The sequence below is a fragment of the Infirmifilum sp. genome (genome assembly GCF_049970975.1).
GTDB lineage: Archaea > Thermoproteota > Thermoprotei > Thermofilales > Thermofilaceae > Thermofilum > Thermofilum uzonense.
This window is the reverse complement of record NZ_JBMFLX010000001.1, coordinates 61,792-83,098: the sequence shown is the minus strand read 5'-3', so window position 1 is coordinate 83,098 and position 21,307 is coordinate 61,792. Positions and strand designations below refer to the sequence as shown.

Genomic DNA, 21,307 nt, shown 5'->3' with positions numbered 1-21,307 from the left:
CTAACCCCCCTGGCGGGCAGTCTTGTCTAGAATCTTTTCTATTGCCTCGTTTGGAGAGCTATATTCTATAAGATGGAAGTTTTTCATCGTTATCCCTCTTATGAGGGAGGAAAGGCTTTCAACCCTGTCTTTCTTCACTAGAGCCACCACCGTCTTGCCTTTAAGGAGAGCGTAAGCTATCTCAAAGCCTACACCGAGGCTAGGATAAGAAACCTCGGCTATAAGAATGTCAGCCTCATCTAGCAATCTGATATCTCTTTCAAATACCTCCCGATGCGACATACCCTTATCAGTATCAAGTACGTCTTCTATGACATGCTTGGTTAAAACCATTAATCCGTTATCCTCCATTAGTTTGACAAGCTCTCTAGACTCGTTTAGAGCTCCCCTTACACCCCTCATTGGAGCCGCAAAATAAACCTTCTTCATGTCATACCACCTAGGGCTTAAGATTCATAGTTAAAAACAATGCTTGGATTTACAGTGATCCCTTTGCTTCTATAGACTTAGCTTGCGGCCATTTTAAGCTAACAGGAAGCTTGGTAGTTTCCTTAATGCTTTCAAGCACCACTGAAGTATAAGTTTTCTCGACACCTTCAAGGTTTCGTAGCTTGTTAACCACGAAATCGCCTAATTCGTCGACGCCTCCCACACGTACCTTCACGAGAATATCCCATTCACCCGTAATAATGTGTACCTCCTGCACCTCTGGGAAACGGCTTATCTCGTTGGCAACTTTTTTCTGATCAATGCCCTGGCTTCTAGCGAAACTTACAAAGATAAACGCAACCGTCGGAAACCCAAGCTTTTTCGGCTCAAGGACTGCCCTGTACGCCTTTATGTAGCCTTCCCGCTCTAAACGTTTAAGCCTAGCATGTGCGGTGGTGATAGGGGATCCTATCTTCTTGCTAAGCTCCTTTACTGTCAATCTAGCGTTCTCCTGAAGGACCTCGAGTATTGCGACATCCTTTTCATCAAGCATTTTTTTCAACGGGTTCTAGGAGAATTGTAGTAATTATATTTTACGTTTTCCAATTTTTTAGAAAGGTTACCGAGGGGATTGGTCATCAAAGATTCGATAGATTTTTTCAAGATCCATGAGGAACATATCCTCGCTTCCATAGCCCCTGCTCCTTTTAATTATTTTTCTAGCCTCCCGATAAGCTAGCACGGCAGCCCGATACCTAGCAACCCTTTCTATTTCCGCGAGTATCCTCTTCACAACCTTTAACGCTTTCAAAACAGTCATTTCGCCCGGAATATCTATGATAAAAGATACTGTGTAAGCGTCATCCGAGAATTCCTCGTAGAGGTCTCGGACAAAGCCAGCCTCTTCTGCCTCCTCGAGCGTCGTGGAGAGAGCTTCCATGTATGCATAAAACCCTATATAACTTTCCCATGTTTGAGCCCACTCGTTAAGCTCAATTAGCACAACGCTGTTACTGACTTTTACATCAAAGAAAAGAGTTGGAGAGTAGCGTAATGTATATACTATATTCTCTTGAATCCTTTCAACCGGCTCTATGAATACTTCATTCGGAATGTCTTTCAGTCTTAGACGCCTCAACCTCCAAATCGGCACTGGGACTGTGTCTCCTATTCCCTCATATATACTCCCATCAATATCGAGATACAGTATATCCCCCTCTTCTGAAAAAAGCGCCTTTATTCTCCCCTTCGAAACAAGCCTGGAGGGATTTAAGTGTTCATTCTCCATGTAACCGCTGACCTTGATTCCTGAAAGTATATAACGACGTATAAAGGTTTTGTCCCTGAGAATCCCTTAAGGATATAAACGTTAAAGAAAATAAGCCAGGACTAACTGTTACATCGATGAAAAGCACGGTTGAAGCAGTTTTCTTTGACATGGGAGGAACTCTTGTCTACGATACCGGTTTTCAGGAATTATTGGGAAAGCGCCTCGCATCTTTTGTCGAAAAGCATTATCAAATCCTACTCAGCGATAAGGAGGCCTTAGAACTCTGGAAAGAGACCGCTATATTGCCCGGGGACCTTGAAGCCTGGGACCTTGTTAGAGCGATGTTTTTCCTCCGGAGGCTTGGAGTAACCCCTAAGCCTGAGGCTGTAGAGAAGCTATACAGCGAAGTCCTGGAATCCTATGTGGAGGGCTTTCGGCTAGATCCAGAGGCCTTGCACGTAATAGATGCGCTTAGCAGTAAGGGAATAAAGATCGGCATCATCTCAAACGTAGGAAGCTATGAAATCCTTTCTAGAAGACTACGTGAAGCCGGTGTGATGAAATATATAGACGTGATCGTGGCTTCTCAAGCCTTCGCTTTCAAAAAACCCTCACCACAGATTTTTTTCTGGGCTTCTTACCTTATCGGTGCTGAACCTTCAAAGTGCGTACACGTAGGAGATGATCCTATAGCTGATATAGAGGGAGCTAAAAGTGCAGGATTCAGGACTATTCAAGTCTTAAAATATGCTAGGGGCGATTCAAAGAGCGCTGATGCATTAGTCCAGACCATTGGAGACGTTATTCATGTCATTGAAAGATGGCTTAACTCCCCATAATGTTTACTCTCCAAGATGTTCACGAAGCCGGAAAGGGCTTCTCCTAGGGTCTCGGCGAACACTATGAACACCATGGAGCCCTCCCTTGGATGCGTGTTCCCAAGTACCTTTCTACACAGCTTGACCGCGTAGAAACATAAATCTTCCTCTATGGGTGGCACTCGAAGTTTACCCTCATGGTAGGTTAGAATCAAAGCCCCTTTAGCGCCACCTCTCACTGCTTCATCTCGTAGCTCTAGAATTTTCACCTTAGCTGTATATGGAAGGATTGTTTCCGCTATGACCGCAACCTTGGACCCCAACTCGTCAGCTTCACCGAGAAATAATCTCGTAACTCCCTTTTTTAGTAAATAATACTCAAGCTCCTGTAAACCCTTCGCTGAAAGCTTCGTTCCAGCCCTGCCCTTCACAACCCATTCATTTGTAGAGAGCTGGGAAAGCAGCCCCCTGAGTCTCCCTTCTCCTAACCCTAGAGTCCTAGCTAAGCTAACCCTTCCCGAATATCCTTGATTAACATAGAGAAAAAGCATTACGAGTAACTGGCTTCTAGAACTTCCAATGCTCATAACTCCATACAATAACATCTCCGTCAGCCAATTTATACTTATCAGAGGCCACTTCTCCTGGTACGAGCTCTCCCTTATTAGGGTCGTATCTGTACCACATCCACGAGTACCCCTCACTCTTCGAAATAATGTTCTCTTGAACCCCGTTGACACTGGTTACGTACGCCCCCCAAGAGCCTAGTTTATACTCAACCCGTGCAACGGTAACTAGGGCTGTAAGAGCCGTAGCACCTCTAGGGAGCAACGTACCGTTATACCATGTCCTCGTGCCGTTACCGTAAACAATACCGATGTTTACTCGGACATACTTGTTGCCTATAACGCTTAATTCACGGCTTAACGATTGGTTCTCTAAATACAGATAGCTTGCAATTGATGTTGCAATTAAGGCCCATATCAACAACACGAGCAAGAGTATTTGGCTCTTATTAATGCTCACAAGAAACATGGATATTTAGCCATTTTTTATATTTTTCGCCGTTTCAGCGCCTCGTATAAAGCTACTACAAGAAAGGCTGTTACGAACTCTGTGAGAGGCCCGACACCTATAAGATAGCCTCCCATGACAGGCAGAAAAAGGCCAACTATGCTCACGAGAATTGCCTCTTGGAGCCTTACGCCAAATAGGATGTAAAGGACGACTGAAGAAAAAATATCGAATAAGAAGATAGACAAGAAAGTTGATATGAAGAAAACAACCTTATCCTTTCTATCGTAAATAAAGTGTGGATACAAAAATGCAGTAAAACCAGCTAGTATGGAGTTTATCAGTGTCCAAATCCCTGGAAATATTAACAGATCTGAAAGAAAATAGGAAAGGAAACCGACTAGAAAACCTACGTGTGGGCCATAAAGGGTAGAGGCTAATAAGGCGAACGCTAGCGGTATGTTCACAAATTGTACAGTAGTTGCAAGGTTTTTCAGAACCCTCAAAGCTATGCTCAACGAGACAAATATGGCTACAAGGCTTAACTCCTTTGATTTCATTTCTAAATCCTGGACAAAAATCCAATATTTATGCTTTTTTTAGATCTTGCTCAAGACTACTCAGTTTATTCTTTGGTCACGCTTAAAGAAAGAAACCTTAAGATTATTTCCCGAGCCATTGTAAAATGTTGTTGAGTTGTTCTTCTGTCATACATGGATGCTGCTGCAAACATCCTTCTATAATGAGTCCTTTCTGGGTTGTGTTATTCCAGAATATTAAGGTCGGCGTACCGGTAAAGCCTAGGCTTGTTAATTGCTGCGAATCCTGTAGAACTAAGTTTTCTGTCGTGCTTGAGCATTCCAGTGCTTTTTGGACTAGTTGCTGTGGTAGATACTTTAAGGCGATAAGCTTCGTGTCGTTTATAGTTGTTGAAATACCCTTCTTGTACAATTCTCTGGTGATGTTGAAATATACCTCTGAATCACCTGTTAAGTTATAGACACAGCGGGTAAATGCATGCATGCTTGTGACCTCGGGGTGAATTATGAGATCGACGAAAACCATTCTAATCTTTCCCTCTCTGACCAAAGACTGGAGATACCCCCCTAGATTTGTTATAAAATCCGCGCAGAACGGGCAATGATAGTCTTCAAGAATATATAATGTTATAGCGGAGGGAGATCCAAAGTTTATGCCTTTGTCCAAGAGGGGGTCAGGCGGTACTCTTGTCTCGAGAATTGTTAAACCTAGATAACTTGCCAGGGCACGCTGGGTTTCGTTCGTAACAGTGTATATGTTGTTTTTGAGCCTGACAATATAGCGTACACCCTGGGAAAGGTTGTAATCCGACTTGAACAAAATTGTTGGAGCATATGGGACTTTTACTCCTGCCTCGTCAGGTTTTAGCCTTGTCACCTTTGTAATGTTAGCCACAGCCACCTCTGACAACAAAGTTTTAAGATCCTTGTCGGTGAGGTTGACCTTTGCGTAGGGAGCATCGCTCTCTACTATTAGCGCCTCGGCGGTAACACCGTAGGTCGTGTTGACACCCTGGTAGTATGCGAAAGTTGCTGATATGGTTGGAGCTAATATATTATAATCTCCGATTTTTCCAACAGTATATTTTTGAAGGGACTGTATTTCCCCTTTATATAGGAGCGCGGGATAGATCCTTAGCTTCTGAGGAAGGGAACTCGCTGGAAGAGTACACACAGGAGTGTTTATAATGTTTATACCATATTGGTTCAATACAGTCTTGAAAGCCGATGTGATCGCGTCCGCCGCGTTTTTCTGTTGTTCTGTGACATACACATATACGAGTGAGGGTGTTGGGCAACTTTCTGTTATAGTCCGGGAGGATACTGTAAACCCCCTCATCAAGTATAAAACACTCAGAATTCCTATGAGTACCACGACTGAAGCGATAATTAACAGTAAATTTTTCCTCTGCATTCAAGTATCAGTCCTCGTGGGCTAGCTATAAACCGGAAAGAAATAAACTTGTCTATACATCTATGCCATTTAAAAACGATAATATATATAAATTTTTTTCACGAATATTTTTACATGAGTAAAATGCTATCCAAAAGAATAGAGAGGCTTGATTATCCCATAAGAAAATATAATGCACTGGCGAGGAGTCTTGAAGAAAAAGGCGAGAAGGTCATATACTTGAATGTTGGAGATCCGCTTAAGTATGACTTCAGAACGCCCCGCGAACTAATTGAGGAGGTTTACCACGCGATGATGGAGGGACACAATTATTATGCTTCTTCAGAGGGCGTAAGAGAACTACAAGAGGCAATTTCCTTTAAAGAAAAAACGTGGAACGATGTGGAGATAGAGCCTCGTAATGTTTTAGTGACTAGTGGCGTCTCAGAGGGAATAAACGCACTGTTTGCAGCCCTGGTTAACGAGGGTGATAAAATAGTTATTCCTGATCCAAGCTACCCGTTATACATAAGTTTCGCAGACTTCTATAATGCAAGAAAAGTATTCTACCCTGCTTTAGAGGATCAAGGATGGATCCCAGATACTGACAAGCTTAGAAGTCTTTTAGATAAAGGAACCAAGTTCCTAGTCTTAAATAATCCTCACAACCCGACTGGCGCAGTTTATCCTGCAAGGATAATCAAGGAAATCCTAGACATAGCTGCGGAGAACGATATACCTGTTGTAAGCGATGAGATCTATGACGCGCTTGTCTTTGATGGTGAGTTTGTAAGTGCAGCTAAGGTTGCTAGCCCAGATAACATCATCATTGGTCTAAACGGTTTTTCAAAGACTTTCCTCGCCACAGGCTGGAGATTGGGTTACATCTATCTCAAAGGACCCGAAGAGAAAATAATGCAAATCCGCTCAGGGATACTTAACTTTCTCATGACCCGCCTTTCTGCCGTTACCCCGATGCAGGTAGCCTTAGCCCGTTTTGCAAGGAAAAGTCCTCATCACCTTGAGGAGTTGAAAAGGAGACTTAATGAGAGAAGGTTATATACTTATAAGAGGCTAAATGAGATCCCGGGCTTCCACATGCCAGTAGCCCCACACGGGGCCTTTTATGCGTTCCCGCGTGTGGATCTGCGGATGAGCGACGAAGAATTCGCCAAGGAGTTGCTAGTTCAGGAAAAGGTATTTGTAGTGTATGGCTCTGGATTCGGGGAGAAAGGTAGAAATCACGTAAGGCTTGTTTTCCTACCGCCCATTGAATTGCTGGATGAAGCCTTTAAGAGAATCGAGAGATTTATGAGAAAAAATCTGAATGCTTAAGGTAAAACGCTTACCTCTCTTTTCCTAGCTATCGCCTTTAACTCTTCATCATAGGTTGTGAGAACAGCTCCCATCCTCTGCGCTAAAACTAGAATAATGTAGTCATTGATCATAGTAGGATCCGCGTTATCCTCCTTCATCCACTCTAACGCTTTAAGAAATACCTCGCTATTCTCGCTTACATAAATAAACCTTGAGTCGCTGAAGTACTCCTCTAGCTTCTCGCGAACTATCTCCAAGTCTATCTTAAACTTAGTCAGCAACAACCATAGATACTCATGGACGACGATAGAGGCAAGGTAGATCCTATCCGCCTCATCAAGAATTCCCGAGGCCTCGGCATGCTTTTCGCTGTCCTCAAATGTATCATGAAGTAAAACATCCGTGTCAACGACTATCCTGCTCACGTCTCCCATCTCGCAACCACCAACTCATCAAGGGCGTCCTTAATTAACTTCTCCATCTCAGATGTCGTGATCTGTTTCCCGAGTTTAAGGGGAACCCTTTTAGCCCTGAAGCGCAGGATGAGACTAGCCCCTTCACGGGTAACCATTACATATGAGCCTGGCGCCGCACCTATCTCTTCAAGTAGGGTTCTCGGTATTTTTAGACAACCATCCTCTCCAAGCTTTACGATGTATCGTTTACGTATTGGCACGAAAATATCCAGGAATGCCCCTTTTATATATCTCGCTATACGAGGAAATAAATTTAAGATTCTTTTAAGAGTATTCAGCGGAGGAATATTGTGGCATCCGAGACAAGATCATTTGAAATTGAGGGAATAAAATTTTACATTCTGGAGGGATTCCAGCAACTTTACAGAGTGCTAGCTTCCTTAGAAAAAAACCCGAAATGGGACGTACTAGCTCTAGATCAGTACATGACTGTAGAAATAGTTTCCCTAGGGGACAAAGTGAGACTTGCTATGTATGCTGAAGTGGATGGCAAAAAGCTCCCACCTGACATAATGCAGCAAGAGGAAGTGGAAATTGAAGTAAGGGAAGAAAAGATCATTCTAAAATCATTCTACGAATACCCGGCTATAAGCAAATACACTGCGATGGCCATAGTAAAAAGGATTAACTCCTTCAGGCAAGTCTTATCCTCCATCTTAAGTTTTTAATGACGGGAAGAAACTAAAACGGCTCCAAGGAATTACAAACCTATCTAAGACAGGTGAAAATTTTAGGGATGTATTCCAGTGGTCAGCTGTGGGGTTAACTAAAGAAATGTTTAGTTGTTATGAAAGAAGAAAATATTACCGAGAAAGTGTGATAGTTACAAATCCTTATAAAGGAGAGAAATCAAGGCTATGCGAGAAAATATTGTGTCTAGGATAAGGTATGAGCCTGCCCGTGACGTGGAAAGTTTAGCGCGTGATATAGTTAGCAAACTGGGGATGAACTGGATAAGACTTGATAATGTTGGATTTATTAGAAGCCATGGTTCGAGGAGCTCTGCCGTTGCCCGTATTTATGGTCTCCCACGAGTTTTCCAGTCAGCATTTGGACTGGAGCCCTTGTACGTGATAGAGGTCATATCAGAAAAATATGATAGCCTGCAGTTCGAGCGTAAAGTAGAGGTCTTGATTCATGAGCTTCTTCATATCCCATCTAATTTTTCAGGAGGACTTCGGCCTCACGGGAGAATTGTTAACGGTGCTAGAGTGAAAAAACTTGCTAGAATTTATTTTATGAAGAAGGGTTCTTAAAGAAGAACATCTGTTTCGACTAATACATCTTTTCTTGTCTTCTCTAGAACCATCAAGGCTCCCTGTATATTTCTGATCAGCTTTATAATCCTGTCCGTATCAGATGATGAGAGCTCAGGTGAAGTAATTTCTAGCCCCACACATTTTTCAGACAGCTCATATACATTATAGGAAAGGATATCTCCTAACGATTCCCTAAAAACTCCAGTTATGTCTCCGATATTCTTATCTATCGCGTATAGAGGAATTACAATTCTCATCCCGGATTCTTCTATCCGAATAAAGATGGGAGAACAAGCACCAGGACATGAGTAGAGTATAAGCGTCTTTCCGTCCTCTGAGATTATATTGAAGTACCCCTTGTTCTCGAGCTCCTCGCTAAGGAGCTCGGCCATAATTTCGGGTTCGGTCGTACTCATACTCAGTTAATAATTTTAGTTATTAACCTAGTATTTAAGCATTTCCAAACAATACCTAGGTGGAAAAACTCTCGATGTCCGGGAGGGGAAAGTCTCCTTTCTGTCTGTAGTGTTCTATAACCCTTGTACTAATCCAAGCTGTCTGCTTTTCTTGAACCACAAGAAGGGAACCATACGGCATATCTGCGTTAGTGACGTTTAACACTTCATGAATTAAGGGTTCCATATAGTTCGGAGGTTGTCCCAGAACTGCTGCGCTGGACTCTCCGACGAGACCCTCATACATGTATGGAGCTTGGACTAAAACCCTAGCAGCGGTTAAGCCCTCTTTTCCACCAAAGAGGTACAGCTTCAACGGGACTAAACTTGTATTTAATCGAAATAGTGTACGATTATACGACCATAGGGATACAACATGGGTTCTGTAATGATAACTCATGAGCTGCCTGCTTGGCGGCTTTAATGCGAAGTCCTGTTTAACCATTTCAGATACATCACTGAGTTTCGTAAATGCGTATCTCATCTTAAAGTAAAGAATTATTAAGTCTACCCAATCCACCCATCTTTTTTCATGTTCAGTAACAGCTGTACGGGACTCGACCAGTGCATCTTCTAAGCCTTCTTCCCGTGGAAGAAGTATACCCAGCTTAGAATTGTATTGAGTAAGTTTCCCAGAAGCTGTCCAGTGCCGTATCTCGTATGTAGAGATAAATTCGATTGGCTCCTCGGAAAAATAGGAAATATAATCGTTTATAAATTTCACGGGAACCAATGCGCTTACTGCTTTGTAGCGTTGTCTTCCAAGCAACGAATACACTGCCCTTGTGTAAACCGGTACACTCTTTATGGGCTTGTCTGGGAATAGTAGAAAAATTGGTTTTAATCCCACCATATCGCAGTATGGAACAAATGAAAATAGGATCCCTTTCCGGGAAAGTCTTCTCACAATATCTATCACAGTACTGTAAGGTAGTCGTGTAGTCTCCGATATCTTTGCTATGGTTAACGCACTGGTAGAAGCTTTTACAACCTCCCACTCGTTGGGATTCAGCTTTAATGCAAGACCACTCCTTGCTATAGCAGGTAGGATTTGATTGTCCAATAACATCTTATCCTATTCTAGCACTCCGTTATAGCGTTTTATAAAAATATCTTTTTTAACATTTAAAATAGTTGAAAATTCACGATACGTGACCCACAGGCCTTCTCGAAAGATTTATTGGTAATGGATTCGCCTATATTGGACAGAGATGATTGATCGAGCAAGTAGGAGAAAGAGGTGCCCACAGGGCTATTTCACAGGCAGGCTAGCTGATATACTTAAGAGAGGCGTCAACGTTGACGAGCTAGAGGCTCTGGCATTAGAAATCATCATTACTGAGACTTACTTAAAGAAGATATTAGAAAGGATATCCTCGGATGAAATGATGGAGGAGGTTCGTAGTGTTTTAAAAGAAATTGAGGACGCTAAGAAGATGATTTATAGGATATATAGGTATCGTATGTTTGAAGGTAAGAAATCAAGGGTGGCGTTATGGAGGTAGAGGCAGGTTTTGAAAGAATGATTAATGAGGCTTCGAGGGATATTAAAAACAATTTATTAGACCCTCAGCAGATTAGGAGTCTGGGAATGATCCTGCTTTCCATCGGTCTATTAAAGGATGAAAACTACTTTTTCGTTCTCAGTAATGCTCTATACTCCCTAGCGGATGCAATGGCCTCCTTCCTTAGAGTTTCCTCCATGCCCCTATCATTAGAGTATAGGGACAGAACCGAGAAGATTCTCGAGGATATAAAAAATATGATAGCTCAGGCCCTTATCGATATGTCTCAAGCAGTAAAGTCTCACAACTCGTGTAAAGCAATGGAGGCGGCAGCTGTTTTACTAAAACTCTCCTATAAGCTTAACAATATGAGTGAGAATTTAAAGAATATAGCAATAGTTACTCCCGCAGAGGAATGAATACATGGAACCTATCGAGCTAGAAGCAAAATTTAGATGCAATAATATCGATGCCTTGCGTGAGAAGCTTCAGCACTTGAAAGCCATCTATCTTGATAAGGTTCTAATGGTTGATGTTTACTTCCAACATCCATGCCGCGATTTCCGTGCTACTGACGAGGCTCTCCGAGTTAGGTACCTTAAATCCCAGGAGAAAAGAGAAGCACTTGTTGAGATGACTTATAAAGGACCAAGAGGGGAAGGGTGGGTTAAGACACGAGTAGAGCTTGGGGTTGTTGTTGATAATTTTGACTCACTTCTAACGATCTTAAAAAAGCTTGGCTTTCACGAAGTCGCCCGAATAAAGAAAGATCGTGAATTTTATCTATTCAACGGTGTCGAGGTCTCTCTTGACAAGGTAGAGGACTTGGGAAGTTTTGTAGAGTTAGAGGATAAAGGTGCGGGCGAAGAGGGTATTAAAAAGGTGGCGGAAACTCTCGGGTTGAAAGAGCTCGTACCTGAAACATATCTAGAACTTTATCTGAAGAAGCATCGAAGTGTGATTGAATAATTTAGTGTACTAGTCGTTTCACAGTAGAATAAACGTGTAAGAGTATAAGCGTAGTAAAGAACGCATCATAGAGAATTTGCGAATTATTTTGGTCAAGGAAAACCGTTAGGAAACTTAAGCTTGTTCTGCGAAGAGAAAAGTATGCGACAACGATTGAGAGAAACCTGAGAAAACCGTAGAAGATCCCAGATGTCTTCTTAACATCCACGTGCAGAGCTAGTGAAGCTACAGCTGACAGAGGAGGAATTAATTGTTCAGATCTCTGAATATAAAGAACTGTTAAAAGCACAACAACAATATCCCCTACTTGGAACTTAGAGTTGGGAGGAATGGAAATCCAGAAACTCGTGGAGAATAGGAAAAGCAAAGCTGCTAAGATGACCAGAGCCGTTATCCCTTCTATAGCTAGACCCTTGGCACTTCGCTGCTCGTATACCACTTAGACCACTTCGAGATTTACTTCTTAGTCACCCTATAAAGTTTCCCCCGTTTACTCAAGATCAATTTTTATATATATTGATGCATTCCCCCATACGGTCGATAAGGTTATGTCGAAGTACGATGTTATTATCGTAGGTGCCGGTATAGCAGGTCTAACAGCCGCACTGTATGCTGCACGCCAAAAACTCAACACTCTCGTTTTAAGCGCGGATCTTGGCGGACAGCTCCTTCTAACCCAGGAGATTCAAAACTTCCCTGGATTTGTCAGCATTGGTGGCCTGGACCTCGTAAAGCGTGTAGAGGAACAAGCAAAGCTTTACGGCGCTCATATAATCTTCGACGAAGTAGTGGGCATAGAGGAGAGAAACGGGGTCTTTGCGCTGAGAACGGCTATGGGAAACATTTTCGAGGCTGATGCTGTTGTACTTGCTTTCGGTAAGTCCCCGAGGGAGATGGGTGTTCCAGGTGAGAAGGAATTCAAAGGAAGAGGCGTTTCATACTGTGTAATCTGCGATGCTCCGCTCTATAGGGGGAAAACAGTGGTTCTTGTGGGATGGGGTATCCACAACTATGAGAACATTATCAGGCTTCGGGACTATGCGAGCAAGGTCTTTTGGGTTTTTCCTGGTGAGAAACCGTTTGACGATGAGGATCTTCTACGTGAGGCTTTAAGCAAGGGAAACGTGGAGCTAGTACCCAGATCCATACCTGTCGAAGTTAAGGGATCTAGAAAAGTTGAAGCATTAGTCGTTAAGGACAAGAGCACTGGAGAAACAAGGACACTACAGGTAGACGGGGTCTTCGTCGAAATGGGTTACGTAACAAAGACCGATTTCCTTAAAGGCTTCGTGGAACTCAACGAAAACGGAGAAATTAAGGTTGATAAGATGTGTAGGACTAGCCGTCAAGGAGTTTTCGCAGCCGGTGATGTAGCGGAAATGCCTCACAAACAGGCAGTTATAGCTGCCGGGATGGGCGCCTGTGCGGCTCTAAGCGCCTACGCTTACGTAATGGAGAAGAAAGGAAAGAAGATTGGGAGTGTAGCTGACTGGAAGCACGTGGAGATTCCAGGTAAAAAGGAGAGTAAGGGTCTTTCAATAAAGCTTCGTTAAAAGAGATATTCGTAACCCCAAAACCTCTTCTTATATGTTCCCTTTATGTTTAGCTTGTAACCACACTTGGGGCATCGATTATCCTCTGTAAGACTCCACCTCGTTATAAAGAAGCCTTTTCGCTCTATAACTTTGTACCCGCAATTAGGACAATATGTATGCTCCAAGGGATGGCCCCAAACGTTTCCTATGTAGACGTGTTTCAAGCCCTCCTCTCGCGCTATATTAGCTAGCTTGTCAAGCTTCTCGACTTCGGTAGGCGGATAATCTATCATCTTGTAGTGTGGGTAGAACCTGAGCAGGTGGAAGGGAGTTTCATCGCCCAGGTTCTCGTATATCCAGCGGGCGAGTCTTCGGATGTCAGCCTCCTCGTCTCCTACCATAGGGACAACCAGATTCGTCACTTCGACGTGGATCCCCTTCTCCTTCATTAATAGGAGTGTTTCATAAATGGGATCGGGTGAGGGAACACCCATAAACTTGCGGTAAAACTCAGGATTAGCACCTCCTTTGAAATCCACAGTTGCAGCGTCCATATAAGGGGCGAGAACCTCTAATGCCTCGGGAGTAATGTAACCATTTGTTACCATCGTGTTGAATAGTCCCTTGCTCTTCGCGATCTTAGCGGTATCAAGCATAAACTCATAGAATATCGTTGGCTCGTTGTAAGTATACGAGATACCATCAGCTTTCAAGCGCAAGGCTTCCTCCACGACTCTCTCAGGTGTGTAGTGCATCCCGTATAGTCCTGATTCAAGCCTACTCTGACTTATCTCCCAGTTTTGACAAAACTTGCAGAAGAAGTTGCAACCTGGGGTTGAGATTGAAAAAACAGCGCTACCCGGATAAAAATGAGAGAGAGGCTTCTTTTCTATGGGATCTAGGTTAGCTGCCGTTAGCAAGCCGTACACGTACGTGTATAGTTTGCCATCAACATTCCTCCTAACGCCACAGACCCCAAACCGATTAGGAGCTATTATACACCGACGACTACAAAGATTGCACCTCACGTATCCGGGTTTATCAGGCAGTTTTTCCCAAAACAAAGCTTCCTTTACGAACGGTTTCGACAATTCGCTCATTACAGAATATTATCAGCTCTTCCCCCGTTTAAAATTTTGCATCTGGCTTTAATCTAGTCAAGCCATACCATGCTGAGACCTCCTCCAACTCCGCTTCGACTCCAAATTTTACTAGAACATCCAGGTCATTTTTAAGCGAGACCATCTTCGAGTCATCCCAAGCAAAGCCATTTAAGATTAGGCGAGGCTTTCCATTCTCACGCCCTATTTCTCTGTAGCTTCCCCTCGTTTGCTAAAACGACACCCCAGCCTCAAGTAATTCTAAATATCTCGGGCAATAACTCCACCGCATTTTCGAGCAATTCTCCCACATTTCTGGAAAAGCATGAGAAAATTTTCTCAGAGTCCATGGCTAATGCCAGGACACCTAGCCTGAGCAAAATGTCTAGCGTTATCTTTATCTTTGAAAAAACTAAATCCACTCTAACAGGTGGACTTTTACAAAGAATACTAGAGTTATAGAGATACTTCTCGTATCCAAATAACTCAAGATTTCTCCCGAACCACATAAGGGAGATGAACTGTGCTGGGGACTGGGGTCCGCCTTCAAGGATCCTCACCCAGCTGAGAGCCCCTTCGCGAGTAAATCAATCCAGAGATATGAGATCCATCGCGGCAAGAGTCCCGCTTCTCCCAATCCCAGCTCTACGATGTATTAGTGCGTCATACCCGTTATCAACCCTATTCTATAAGCCTCGATGACATCGATGTGAGTGTTTGCAGGTGAGGTGAACGAGAAGTCTTGAATCGGGAAAGAGATTCTGCGTCTACCCTCGGGCAAATCATAACAGCATTCGTCTTCAATTAGGTCAACTACCAATGCTAGTTCTTGCTGTGAAGGTCTTTTCATATCTTCTCTAAGGGGACGTGACGGCTAATAAACGTGAGGCCTTAGAGTTCTAAACGTAGGCGCAAGACTGGTCTGATGAAAAGTATTTATCTCATTTTCGCACTAGTCTAAGCGTGTTCGAGGACATTGCAGATGATATCCTGAAAAAAGCTTCCTCTGAAGGGGTTCCTTTCGCCGAAGTAAGGTTCGAGTATACTAATAGGGAGTTTATCCAATATGTTAACGGTCGAATAGTCTCCCTTTCAGCTTCTAGCTCGAGAGGGGCTGCGATAAGGGTTCTAATAAATGGAAACTTCGGTTTCTCTTCGATCACGGACCTCAAAAAGGACAGCTTGGAGCAAGCACTTTATCAAGCAATTAAAGCTGCTAGAGCTGCAGGAAGAGGGAATAAGAGTCTGGCTGAACCCCCACCAGTGGGTAAAGAGTATGCTTTTAAGGATATTAGAAAACATCCTTCCAACGTTGACATAGATGAGAAAATTGATTTGGTTAAAAGGGCCTATGCTGTAGCAAAGGAGGGTGGAGCCTCTACCGCTACCTCGCGCTATGGAGCCTATTATGGAGTGGTAGAGGTTTACTCTACGGACGGAATAAGTGTTTCATCTGAGAGACTTGTAACGGGAATTTCGGCTAGCGTTGTACTGAAGGAAAATGGGAGAACGGGAGATGGTTTCGAGACATTTGGGGCTTCAGCGGGCCTCGAGTATTTTGAGGGAGAGAAATCTCCCGAAAAAGCTGCAAACAGGGCTCTTGAAATGGCTCGTTTTGCTGTTAAAGCACGTAGGGCGCCTGCTGGAGAACAAGTAGTTATAACCAGACCCGAGCTAACTGGTGTGTTTGCTCACGAGAGCTTCGGTCATCTTACAGAAGGTGACGGTATTTTTGCAAAGACTAGCCCGCTCACCGGAAGACTCGGTGAGAAAATAGCAAGCGAGTATGTTACAATTATTGACTCTGGCATGGATCCTCGGGGCGGCTTTGCTCTCATGGTCGATGATGAAGGAATACCGACTGAAAAGACGTTTCTTGTAAGGGAAGGTATCCTTGTAGGGTATCTTCACAGTAGGGAGAGTGCTGCACTGTTGAACATGAGGCCTACAGGTAACGGTAGAGCCCAGAGCTTTTCACATGACGTCATAGTCAGGATGAGAAACACGTTTTTTGAGGGAGGTGACTGGAAAGAGGATGAAATCATAAGAGAGACGCGTCATGGTCTTATCCTTGACAAGCCCGCTGGCGGACAGGTAGAGGAAGATGGAACCTTTACATTTAATGCACGTATAGGCTTTATCATTGAGAACGGTGAAATAAAAGAGCCTGTTCGGGACGTGGTTCTAGCGGGAAACATTCTTGAAATGCTCAAATATATTGACGCTGTAGCAGATAACGTTGAAATATCCACGAGTCCTTTCGGGGGATGCGGGAAATTTGGACAGATGGTTCACGTGGGGGATGGAGGACCCACTCTCAGAGCAACCAGACTATTGGTTGGGGGTGAGTAATTGTGTCTGACTACGAGTATTTATTGGATCGCGGAATCAAACGAGCGATTGAGCTAGGGGCAAGCGAGGCAGAAATAAGCATGGCCGTCTTATCTTCTAAGACGGTTAAATCTGAGGGATTATTCCCTAAGGTACTATCCAAGACAGTTTCCGAGGTGTGGGTTAGAGTTGCTGTTGGGAAGAGGGTTGCCATAGCTACAGCTACATCCTCAGAATGGGAGGATCTAGAGAAAATTGTCTCTAAAGCAGTAGAGATGGCAGAAAAAGCCGAGGAGGATCCACACTGGGAGGGATTACCCGATCCCGAGAAACCTAAGCACAGCTGGGTAGGCTTCGACGAGGGGGTATCAAACCTAGAGATTGAACAGCTAGCCGAGACGGTGAGAGATTTAATTGATGAAGCCGCGCATTTAGATCCTCGGCTCAAGGTAAGTTCTGTAGGGGGGTCTACCGAGGCATGGAGGACTTATACTTACAACTCTAGAGGGGTCAAGGCTGAAGACCATGGAACTGAAATGGGTCTCTATGTCGCCCTTAAGTCTTCTGACGGTACAAATGAAGGCACTGGTTATGGCTGGATCAGTGCTAGGAGCTTTATATACGACACTGAGCCCATCATCGAAAAGGCAAAGACCTTGGCTCTTGACACGCTTAAAGCGGAGAAGCTGGGACAAACCATAACCGGCAACGTGCTTTTCAGAGCAGAGCCTTTATCCAGCCTACTCTCATACTTGGTATTACCTGCGTTTAATGCCATGAATGTACTGGAAGGCTTCAGTCCACTTAAGGATAAGTTAGGACAAAAAGTTCTAGGAGAAATAACGATCATTGATGACGGAACCCTTCCCGGAGGGTTGTCAACTACTTTATTCGATGCCGAAGGCGTTCCCAGACAAAGAACAACACTCGTCGAGAATGGTGTGATAAGATCTTTCCTTCACAATACATATACGGCTAGACGGATGAAGATATCCTCAACAGGCAATGCTAGTAGAGGAAGAGGAGGAATAGGTATCTCGAGCTCTAATCTTGTTGTTAAGGGTGGTAAGGATACCGAGGAAAGTTTACTCTCAGACTCAAAAGTTGTTGTGGAGGGCTCTCTCTTAAGCGTACACACAGTTAATTATATCACGGGGAATTTCAGCGTTGTCGCGTCAAACCCCTATTTGGTTAAAAACGGAGACCTTGTTCCTATAAAACCCATCACGGTGTCAGGAAACATATACTCTATAGCTAACACTTTGAGACCGGCTCGCCATGTAAATAACACCTATACTGGAATTTACACCCCTGACATTTTATTCGGAAATATAACTGTCTCCGGCTAGTCGTTGTCTTTTTACTTCAACCTTTTGCCCCGCTAGCTACTATGTCAAGCCTAAAAGTCCAGAGATCATATAGCCTCCTTGGAATCTCCTGTCCCACGACTTGTTCATCTACGACCTTCCAGTACATTCCGCAATTATTGCAAATATTGAGAGTAAACCTTTTTTCCTTGTCCATACCCACAACAGTAATTTTTTCCTTGTCATCGTTCCCGCAGTAGGGGCACTTTCCGGCAGGATACCCCCATTCTGTTCCGCAAAACTGGCATTTTAAGTGAGCATTACCTTTTTCATCCAGGTATTCGAGCCTCGTATAACCGCCACAAACAGGACACTTTCCAATGGACCATGATGAGAAGTCCACTTGTTGTGACAACTCCTTTGACAACGCCTGGAACAGAACCTGCAGAACCCATGCTGAGACCGCCTCCAATATCTCATGGTCGACACCTAGTTCATCAGCTTTAGCATGAAGGACACCTGTGTTTCCGTGCAACAGGCTCTCTCCGATCTCAACCATGCTTAGTTGTTTATCTTCCCAAGCTTTTTCGATTATTTCTAAGGATTTGGATACATCTGGCAACTCTGACTTAAGCAGGGAGGATATACTCTTCAAGGTTTCCCCTAGTTCAGTCTCGTCCAGACCTAGATCCACTGCTAGGAATGCAGGCTTATTTTGGCTGAGAACTTCCTTAATCTTCTCGGTGTCAAGCTCGGTGTATTTTCCATAAAATCTACGTTGAAGAGTTTCCTGAAGCGCCATAAGCTTTACATATGTTTCAAGAGAAGAAGGATCTATTGGTATGTCTTTATATATTTCTCTCGCCTTTGCAATCAAAATATTTTCTTCCATTATATCCCGACGCTTTATAGCAAGAGTAGAATACACAAGTCGTATTGAAATACTTAACGATAAAGGAACGTTAAAAGAGTTTTTTGAGATCCGGGGAACCTTGCAGAAAGAAAGCTACGGTCTCTCCTTTTTGTACCCCTACAGCGCGCGCTATGACTCCACATTTTGCTACAAGCATTATAAAAACTGGTTTGCTAGGAGGTTTTAAAAGGAAAGCCTCATAGTTGGCCATTCCTTTAGATATTATGACATCGGCCCACTCTAGTGCTTTGACAGCTTCTTCTGACACGTAGCCGGGTATAACGCCGGGAAAATCACTTCCTGTGCTGACTACTTCGCCGAGACTATTGAAGCCGTATTCTAAGGCCTCCTTATACGTGATATCGTTCTGGTAAGGCTTTCCCTTGACCACAATCTTGAGTTCAACGCCCATACGTTTAATTTCTCTAATAAGTAGTGTGTCTAAAAGCGCCTCACCACAGTTATCTAAGAGGAATGTTACTTTGCTGCTCTGCAGCAATCTCATGTAGAGTTTCTCGGACTCATCAATTGCTAGCCTCAACCCTCTTATCTTTTCTCCTAGAGCTTCAGGCTGAATACCAGAGGGTGTCCCGGGATCCACTAGGTTTGCCGCGATACTGGCTTTAACAGCGTAGTGAAAGCGCTCGAAGCCGATTTTCTCCTTAATTTCCCTTTCTATGACGCTTAACAGCTCTACTGCTACCTGATGCGACCTTGTTTTGAAGGAAGTATAGGGATCCTCGGAGCCCATAAGCTCTTTGACTTTCCTGAAAGCTTGCCAGCTCAAGAGCGTGGTGGATGTGTCTGGAGTGACTATCTGAGAATAGTACTCCAGAAATGATTTTAGCTTGAGTATTTTCTCATGATCGGAGAGACTTGCGCTTGTAATTTCCTTTGCCCTAACATCAAAGATACATTGGATGCACTCAGGCGCAATCTTCACAAAACTAAGAACCCCGCTATAAATAAATAAGTTGGGGTCTCGCCCTAGGAATAATACCCTGATCCCTCATTCTGAAGCGAAAAGTTTTTCAATTATTGTTTAGCCACATGAAGTGGTTTCAACGAGCAACATCAAGGTCATAGATACTCCGGCAGCTAAAGTTATTCTCTCAAGGCTTAGGGACAAAAATACCTCTAAACAGGAATTCCGGAGACTATTATTCAAAGCAGGATTCATCTCCGCTGTCGAAATTTCCCGAGAAATCCCCCTGAAAGAGTACACAATATCTACACCCCTCAACGTCGAAACGAAGGCCTTCAGGTTTGAAGAAATAAGTGTAATCGGGGTGCTTAGAGCAGCTCTTCCAATGGTTTGGGGCATGCTTGAGGTGTTCGAAGAGGCAGATGTAGGATTCTTATCTGCTAAAAGAAAAGAGGCGGAAAGCGCTCCCCCCGATTATCGGATGGATGTGGATATAAGCTACGAGTCCATACCTTCAAAGAATGCGGTAATTGTAATAGTTGACCCGATGCTGGCGACGGGATCAACCCTTGCGAAAGTTATTAAGCGGGTGAGACAAAAGGTGAATCCCTCTCGCTTCATAGTCTCCTCCCTGATTTCCACAAATATAGGCATTCAAAGAATACTTCAAACGGATCCCTCATCCATTATATACACTTTTGCCGTAGATCCTCAACTCAACTCGAAAGCCTTTATCGTCCCTGGACTCGGAGATGCTGGTGACAGGGCATTCAATTAGAAACTAGACGGCAAGCCTCACGTGCCAAAACACTAGGCTCAGAGATTATTTTCACTTCGGCCAACTCTCTCGTATCAAGGTAGGGCGTGAAACCGGCAAGCTTATCCGTCATAAGTCCTGTATTACCGAGAACTAGAACAGGCTTACCTTCAAGGTATGCAGTTACAGCCTCCTGAAAAGTTCCAGCTTCGCCTCCTAGAATCGTGAGTACGTCGACGCTTCTAACAAAAACTACGCTTCTGAGTCTATATCCCATACCAGTTCTGATGACTAAGACTTTTCCAGGGAACTGTTCGTACTCACGTTCTATCGGTGGAAATAGAACAACTTGCACATCATTAGCGAGAGCCTCTTCCACTACCACCTTCATTAATCCCCAATAGCCCCCTAGAGCCAGATAGACACCGCTACCGCAAAGGCGTGCCAACTCTCTAACAAACTCGCGAGCCTTCGAAATAAGTTCTCGGGAAGGCTCTGTGCCTAGACACGCTACGCCTATCACTTTCAATTCCCTCACCTCTACCCTGTTAACGACCACAGCTTTTGGGCTAGATTTTTCACATCATACATTGCTGTCCCAAGTGGAATGTTCTTGTAAAAGAGAATTATTATCCGGTCGAAACCAAATTTGCCATATGATATTCCATAGTCTTTACCCTCAGCTACAAAGTACCTCGGAGATCCCGCCAGGAGCTGCTTGAAAGTCGCGGCTATAAAATTCACCGCGTTGATTACGACCTCTCCCGCCTCCTTCTTTACTTCACCAATCTCTAAAACGTTTCCGCCAAAAACTATCAGTGCTCCCTGATATCTAGGATTTCCAGTAAGGAATCTTTGAACCTCTAGTTTAACTCTCTCAATTACTTCCTCCATATAATGCCTAACAGCAAAAATAGCTCCTTAACATTAAAGCTTAACCATGATGGATCTACTTCAGCTAATCAAGCTTTCTTCACAAGTCTGAACCAGAAACC

General features: G+C 43.7%; 30 protein-coding genes. 11 read left to right on the top strand and 19 right to left on the bottom strand.

The genetic code is table 11. The features are described from left to right. The 3 genes from ACP5KC_RS00525 to ACP5KC_RS00515 all read right to left on the bottom strand — a co-directional run bounded on the left by ACP5KC_RS00525 (position 1) and on the right by ACP5KC_RS00515 (position 1,717). The gene (locus ACP5KC_RS00525; RefSeq protein WP_428286717.1) at positions 1 to 429 is read right to left on the bottom strand and encodes a nucleoside 2-deoxyribosyltransferase; all 429 of its coding nucleotides are present in this window, start codon (positions 427 to 429) and stop codon (positions 1 to 3) included. Between the two features lie 49 nt (positions 430 to 478). Continuing rightward, on the bottom strand, positions 479 to 982 hold the full coding sequence (locus ACP5KC_RS00520) for an Lrp/AsnC family transcriptional regulator (protein WP_052883557.1): 504 nt from the start codon (positions 980 to 982) through the stop codon (positions 479 to 481). A 66-nt stretch (positions 983 to 1,048) separates the two neighbouring features. Further along, the gene (locus tag ACP5KC_RS00515) at positions 1,049 to 1,717 is read right to left on the bottom strand and encodes a hypothetical protein (protein WP_273434571.1); all 669 of its coding nucleotides are present in this window, start codon (positions 1,715 to 1,717) and stop codon (positions 1,049 to 1,051) included. Between the two features lie 116 nt (positions 1,718 to 1,833). On the opposite strand from ACP5KC_RS00515, the gene ACP5KC_RS00510 reads away from it, so the two are divergent. Then, complete coding sequence (locus ACP5KC_RS00510; RefSeq protein ID WP_052883555.1) at positions 1,834 to 2,538, top strand: HAD family hydrolase; 705 nt, start codon at positions 1,834 to 1,836, stop codon at positions 2,536 to 2,538. On the opposite strand, the gene ACP5KC_RS00505 is transcribed toward ACP5KC_RS00510, so the two are convergent. The 4 genes from ACP5KC_RS00505 to ACP5KC_RS00490 all read right to left on the bottom strand — a co-directional run bounded on the left by ACP5KC_RS00505 (position 2,505) and on the right by ACP5KC_RS00490 (position 5,484). Then, positions 2,505 to 3,104 (bottom strand): DUF4443 domain-containing protein, encoded by a 600-nt coding sequence (locus ACP5KC_RS00505; RefSeq protein ID WP_273434569.1) that lies wholly within the window; start codon positions 3,102 to 3,104, stop codon positions 2,505 to 2,507. The genes ACP5KC_RS00510 and ACP5KC_RS00505 overlap by 34 nt on opposite strands. After that, positions 3,085 to 3,543, bottom strand: a complete 459-nt coding sequence (locus ACP5KC_RS00500; protein ID WP_273434567.1) for a DUF4430 domain-containing protein — start codon at positions 3,541 to 3,543, stop codon at positions 3,085 to 3,087. Before ACP5KC_RS00500 ends, ACP5KC_RS00505 begins: the two co-directional genes overlap by 20 nt. 26 nt (positions 3,544 to 3,569) lie before the next feature. After that, positions 3,570 to 4,091: an ECF transporter S component gene (locus tag ACP5KC_RS00495; protein ID WP_273434565.1), complete on the bottom strand. Its 522-nt coding sequence runs from the start codon at positions 4,089 to 4,091 to the stop codon at positions 3,570 to 3,572. 103 nt (positions 4,092 to 4,194) lie between these two features. Beyond that, on the bottom strand, positions 4,195 to 5,484 hold the full coding sequence (locus ACP5KC_RS00490; protein WP_428286716.1) for a DsbA family protein: 1,290 nt from the start codon (positions 5,482 to 5,484) through the stop codon (positions 4,195 to 4,197). 114 nt (positions 5,485 to 5,598) lie between these two features. Between ACP5KC_RS00490 and ACP5KC_RS00485 the strand changes: the two genes are divergently transcribed. Then, a complete protein-coding gene (locus tag ACP5KC_RS00485; protein WP_273434559.1) occupies positions 5,599 to 6,798 on the top strand; it encodes an aminotransferase class I/II-fold pyridoxal phosphate-dependent enzyme in 1,200 nt (399 codons plus the stop codon). Here the strand turns inward: ACP5KC_RS00485 and ACP5KC_RS00480 are convergent. Together ACP5KC_RS00480 and ACP5KC_RS00475 are read right to left on the bottom strand one after the other, a co-directional pair. Beyond that, the gene (locus tag ACP5KC_RS00480; RefSeq protein ID WP_052883549.1) at positions 6,795 to 7,214 is read right to left on the bottom strand and encodes a PIN domain-containing protein; all 420 of its coding nucleotides are present in this window, start codon (positions 7,212 to 7,214) and stop codon (positions 6,795 to 6,797) included. The genes ACP5KC_RS00485 and ACP5KC_RS00480 overlap by 4 nt on opposite strands. Further along, the gene (locus ACP5KC_RS00475; protein WP_424737681.1) at positions 7,202 to 7,456 is read right to left on the bottom strand and encodes a hypothetical protein; all 255 of its coding nucleotides are present in this window, start codon (positions 7,454 to 7,456) and stop codon (positions 7,202 to 7,204) included. Before ACP5KC_RS00475 ends, ACP5KC_RS00480 begins: the two co-directional genes overlap by 13 nt. Positions 7,457 to 7,546: 90 nt before the next feature. Here ACP5KC_RS00475 and ACP5KC_RS00470 point away from each other — a divergent pair, with 90 nt between their 5' ends. Both ACP5KC_RS00470 and ACP5KC_RS00465 read left to right on the top strand, forming a co-directional pair. Then, positions 7,547 to 7,924 carry a hypothetical protein gene (locus ACP5KC_RS00470; protein WP_424739956.1) on the top strand — a complete coding sequence of 126 codons (378 nt, stop codon included), beginning with the start codon at positions 7,547 to 7,549 and terminating at the stop codon, positions 7,922 to 7,924. Between the two features lie 204 nt (positions 7,925 to 8,128). Next, positions 8,129 to 8,512 (top strand): putative metallopeptidase, encoded by a 384-nt coding sequence (locus ACP5KC_RS00465; RefSeq protein ID WP_428286715.1) that lies wholly within the window; start codon positions 8,129 to 8,131, stop codon positions 8,510 to 8,512. Here ACP5KC_RS00465 and ACP5KC_RS00460 read toward each other — a convergent pair. Both ACP5KC_RS00460 and ACP5KC_RS00455 read right to left on the bottom strand, forming a co-directional pair. Beyond that, positions 8,509 to 8,907 carry a hypothetical protein gene (locus tag ACP5KC_RS00460; protein ID WP_428286714.1) on the bottom strand — a complete coding sequence of 133 codons (399 nt, stop codon included), beginning with the start codon at positions 8,905 to 8,907 and terminating at the stop codon, positions 8,509 to 8,511. The genes ACP5KC_RS00465 and ACP5KC_RS00460 overlap by 4 nt on opposite strands. A gap of 79 nt (positions 8,908 to 8,986) precedes the next feature. Continuing rightward, complete coding sequence (locus ACP5KC_RS00455; RefSeq protein WP_428286713.1) at positions 8,987 to 10,039, bottom strand: hypothetical protein; 1,053 nt, start codon at positions 10,037 to 10,039, stop codon at positions 8,987 to 8,989. A gap of 142 nt (positions 10,040 to 10,181) precedes the next feature. On the opposite strand from ACP5KC_RS00455, the gene ACP5KC_RS00450 reads away from it, so the two are divergent. From ACP5KC_RS00450 to cyaB, 3 genes are read left to right on the top strand one after another with little or no spacing between them, the layout of a single operon-like run. Next, entirely contained in the window at positions 10,182 to 10,475 is a 294-nt protein-coding gene (locus ACP5KC_RS00450) for a hypothetical protein (protein WP_424739950.1), read from the top strand. After that, positions 10,466 to 10,894 carry a hypothetical protein gene (locus ACP5KC_RS00445; RefSeq protein WP_052883542.1) on the top strand — a complete coding sequence of 143 codons (429 nt, stop codon included), beginning with the start codon at positions 10,466 to 10,468 and terminating at the stop codon, positions 10,892 to 10,894. The genes ACP5KC_RS00450 and ACP5KC_RS00445 overlap by 10 nt, the downstream gene beginning before the upstream one ends. Positions 10,895 to 10,898: 4 nt before the next feature. After that, entirely contained in the window at positions 10,899 to 11,444 is a 546-nt protein-coding gene (cyaB, locus tag ACP5KC_RS00440) for a class IV adenylate cyclase (protein ID WP_273434548.1), read from the top strand. A gap of 1 nt (position 11,445) precedes the next feature. Here the strand turns inward: cyaB and ACP5KC_RS00435 are convergent, their stop codons facing one another. Then, positions 11,446 to 11,883 (bottom strand): hypothetical protein, encoded by a 438-nt coding sequence (locus ACP5KC_RS00435; protein ID WP_052883540.1) that lies wholly within the window; start codon positions 11,881 to 11,883, stop codon positions 11,446 to 11,448. A gap of 109 nt (positions 11,884 to 11,992) precedes the next feature. Here ACP5KC_RS00435 and ACP5KC_RS00430 point away from each other — a divergent pair, with 109 nt between their 5' ends. Further along, on the top strand, positions 11,993 to 12,997 hold the full coding sequence (locus tag ACP5KC_RS00430) for an FAD-dependent oxidoreductase (RefSeq protein WP_273434546.1): 1,005 nt from the start codon (positions 11,993 to 11,995) through the stop codon (positions 12,995 to 12,997). Here ACP5KC_RS00430 and amrS read toward each other — a convergent pair. From amrS to ACP5KC_RS00415, 3 genes are all read right to left on the bottom strand, one after another. After that, positions 12,994 to 14,079 (bottom strand): AmmeMemoRadiSam system radical SAM enzyme, encoded by a 1,086-nt coding sequence (gene amrS / locus ACP5KC_RS00425; protein ID WP_052883538.1) that lies wholly within the window; start codon positions 14,077 to 14,079, stop codon positions 12,994 to 12,996. The two genes, ACP5KC_RS00430 and amrS, sit on opposite strands and share 4 nt — an antisense overlap. 251 nt (positions 14,080 to 14,330) lie before the next feature. Then, on the bottom strand, positions 14,331 to 14,639 hold the full coding sequence (locus ACP5KC_RS00420) for a hypothetical protein (protein ID WP_424737667.1): 309 nt from the start codon (positions 14,637 to 14,639) through the stop codon (positions 14,331 to 14,333). Between the two features lie 95 nt (positions 14,640 to 14,734). Then, on the bottom strand, positions 14,735 to 14,929 hold the full coding sequence (locus tag ACP5KC_RS00415; protein WP_273434543.1) for a hypothetical protein: 195 nt from the start codon (positions 14,927 to 14,929) through the stop codon (positions 14,735 to 14,737). Positions 14,930 to 15,042: 113 nt separating this feature from the next. On the opposite strand from ACP5KC_RS00415, the gene ACP5KC_RS00410 reads away from it, so the two are divergent. Next, positions 15,043 to 16,431, top strand: coding sequence for a TldD/PmbA family protein (locus tag ACP5KC_RS00410; protein ID WP_424739944.1), 1,389 nt, complete (start codon positions 15,043 to 15,045; stop codon positions 16,429 to 16,431). Positions 16,432 to 16,433: 2 nt separating this feature from the next. Beyond that, the gene (locus tag ACP5KC_RS00405) at positions 16,434 to 17,759 is read left to right on the top strand and encodes a TldD/PmbA family protein (protein ID WP_052883535.1); all 1,326 of its coding nucleotides are present in this window, start codon (positions 16,434 to 16,436) and stop codon (positions 17,757 to 17,759) included. Positions 17,760 to 17,775: 16 nt separating this feature from the next. On the opposite strand, the gene ACP5KC_RS00400 is transcribed toward ACP5KC_RS00405, so the two are convergent. After that, positions 17,776 to 18,645: a formate dehydrogenase accessory protein FdhE gene (locus ACP5KC_RS00400; RefSeq protein WP_428286712.1), complete on the bottom strand. Its 870-nt coding sequence runs from the start codon at positions 18,643 to 18,645 to the stop codon at positions 17,776 to 17,778. A 34-nt stretch (positions 18,646 to 18,679) separates the two neighbouring features. Continuing rightward, positions 18,680 to 19,573: a damage-control phosphatase ARMT1 family protein gene (locus tag ACP5KC_RS00395; RefSeq protein WP_428286711.1), complete on the bottom strand. Its 894-nt coding sequence runs from the start codon at positions 19,571 to 19,573 to the stop codon at positions 18,680 to 18,682. Positions 19,574 to 19,685: 112 nt separating this feature from the next. Here ACP5KC_RS00395 and upp point away from each other — a divergent pair, with 112 nt between their 5' ends. Beyond that, positions 19,686 to 20,333, top strand: coding sequence for a uracil phosphoribosyltransferase (gene upp, locus ACP5KC_RS00390; protein ID WP_052883532.1), 648 nt, complete (start codon positions 19,686 to 19,688; stop codon positions 20,331 to 20,333). Here the strand turns inward: upp and ACP5KC_RS00385 are convergent. Together ACP5KC_RS00385 and ACP5KC_RS00380 are read right to left on the bottom strand one after the other, a co-directional pair. After that, positions 20,326 to 20,835, bottom strand: a complete 510-nt coding sequence (locus ACP5KC_RS00385) for a hypothetical protein (protein WP_236944946.1) — start codon at positions 20,833 to 20,835, stop codon at positions 20,326 to 20,328. The two genes, upp and ACP5KC_RS00385, sit on opposite strands and share 8 nt — an antisense overlap. Positions 20,836 to 20,852: 17 nt before the next feature. Beyond that, on the bottom strand, positions 20,853 to 21,206 hold the full coding sequence (locus tag ACP5KC_RS00380) for a hypothetical protein (RefSeq protein ID WP_424737660.1): 354 nt from the start codon (positions 21,204 to 21,206) through the stop codon (positions 20,853 to 20,855). Between the last annotated feature and the right edge of the window lie 101 nt (positions 21,207 to 21,307).

What these genes read in the sequence shown, in the direction of transcription:
- ACP5KC_RS00445 (WP_052883542.1), top strand. Translation starts at nt 10,466, where the DNA reads ATGGAGGTAGAGGCAGGTTTTGAAAGAATGATTAATGAGGCTTCGAGG.
- ACP5KC_RS00520 (WP_052883557.1), bottom strand. Translation starts at nt 982, where the DNA reads ATGCTTGATGAAAAGGATGTCGCAATACTCGAGGTCCTTCAGGAGAAC.
- ACP5KC_RS00450 (WP_424739950.1), top strand. Translation starts at nt 10,182, where the DNA reads ATGATTGATCGAGCAAGTAGGAGAAAGAGGTGCCCACAGGGCTATTTC.
- ACP5KC_RS00525 (WP_428286717.1), bottom strand. Translation starts at nt 429, where the DNA reads ATGAAGAAGGTTTATTTTGCGGCTCCAATGAGGGGTGTAAGGGGAGCT.
- ACP5KC_RS00460 (WP_428286714.1), bottom strand. Translation starts at nt 8,907, where the DNA reads ATGGCCGAGCTCCTTAGCGAGGAGCTCGAGAACAAGGGGTACTTCAAT.
- ACP5KC_RS00480 (WP_052883549.1), bottom strand. Translation starts at nt 7,214, where the DNA reads ATGGGAGACGTGAGCAGGATAGTCGTTGACACGGATGTTTTACTTCAT.
- cyaB (WP_273434548.1), top strand. Translation starts at nt 10,899, where the DNA reads ATGGAACCTATCGAGCTAGAAGCAAAATTTAGATGCAATAATATCGAT.
- ACP5KC_RS00515 (WP_273434571.1), bottom strand. Translation starts at nt 1,717, where the DNA reads ATGGAGAATGAACACTTAAATCCCTCCAGGCTTGTTTCGAAGGGGAGA.
- ACP5KC_RS00430 (WP_273434546.1), top strand. Translation starts at nt 11,993, where the DNA reads ATGTCGAAGTACGATGTTATTATCGTAGGTGCCGGTATAGCAGGTCTA.
- ACP5KC_RS00490 (WP_428286716.1), bottom strand. Translation starts at nt 5,484, where the DNA reads ATGCAGAGGAAAAATTTACTGTTAATTATCGCTTCAGTCGTGGTACTC.
- ACP5KC_RS00505 (WP_273434569.1), bottom strand. Translation starts at nt 3,104, where the DNA reads ATGAGCATTGGAAGTTCTAGAAGCCAGTTACTCGTAATGCTTTTTCTC.
- ACP5KC_RS00415 (WP_273434543.1), bottom strand. Translation starts at nt 14,929, where the DNA reads ATGAAAAGACCTTCACAGCAAGAACTAGCATTGGTAGTTGACCTAATT.
- amrS (WP_052883538.1), bottom strand. Translation starts at nt 14,079, where the DNA reads ATGAGCGAATTGTCGAAACCGTTCGTAAAGGAAGCTTTGTTTTGGGAA.
- ACP5KC_RS00510 (WP_052883555.1), top strand. Translation starts at nt 1,834, where the DNA reads ATGAAAAGCACGGTTGAAGCAGTTTTCTTTGACATGGGAGGAACTCTT.
- ACP5KC_RS00495 (WP_273434565.1), bottom strand. Translation starts at nt 4,091, where the DNA reads ATGAAATCAAAGGAGTTAAGCCTTGTAGCCATATTTGTCTCGTTGAGC.
- ACP5KC_RS00485 (WP_273434559.1), top strand. Translation starts at nt 5,599, where the DNA reads ATGAGTAAAATGCTATCCAAAAGAATAGAGAGGCTTGATTATCCCATA.
- ACP5KC_RS00455 (WP_428286713.1), bottom strand. Translation starts at nt 10,039, where the DNA reads ATGTTATTGGACAATCAAATCCTACCTGCTATAGCAAGGAGTGGTCTT.
- ACP5KC_RS00380 (WP_424737660.1), bottom strand. Translation starts at nt 21,206, where the DNA reads ATGGAGGAAGTAATTGAGAGAGTTAAACTAGAGGTTCAAAGATTCCTT.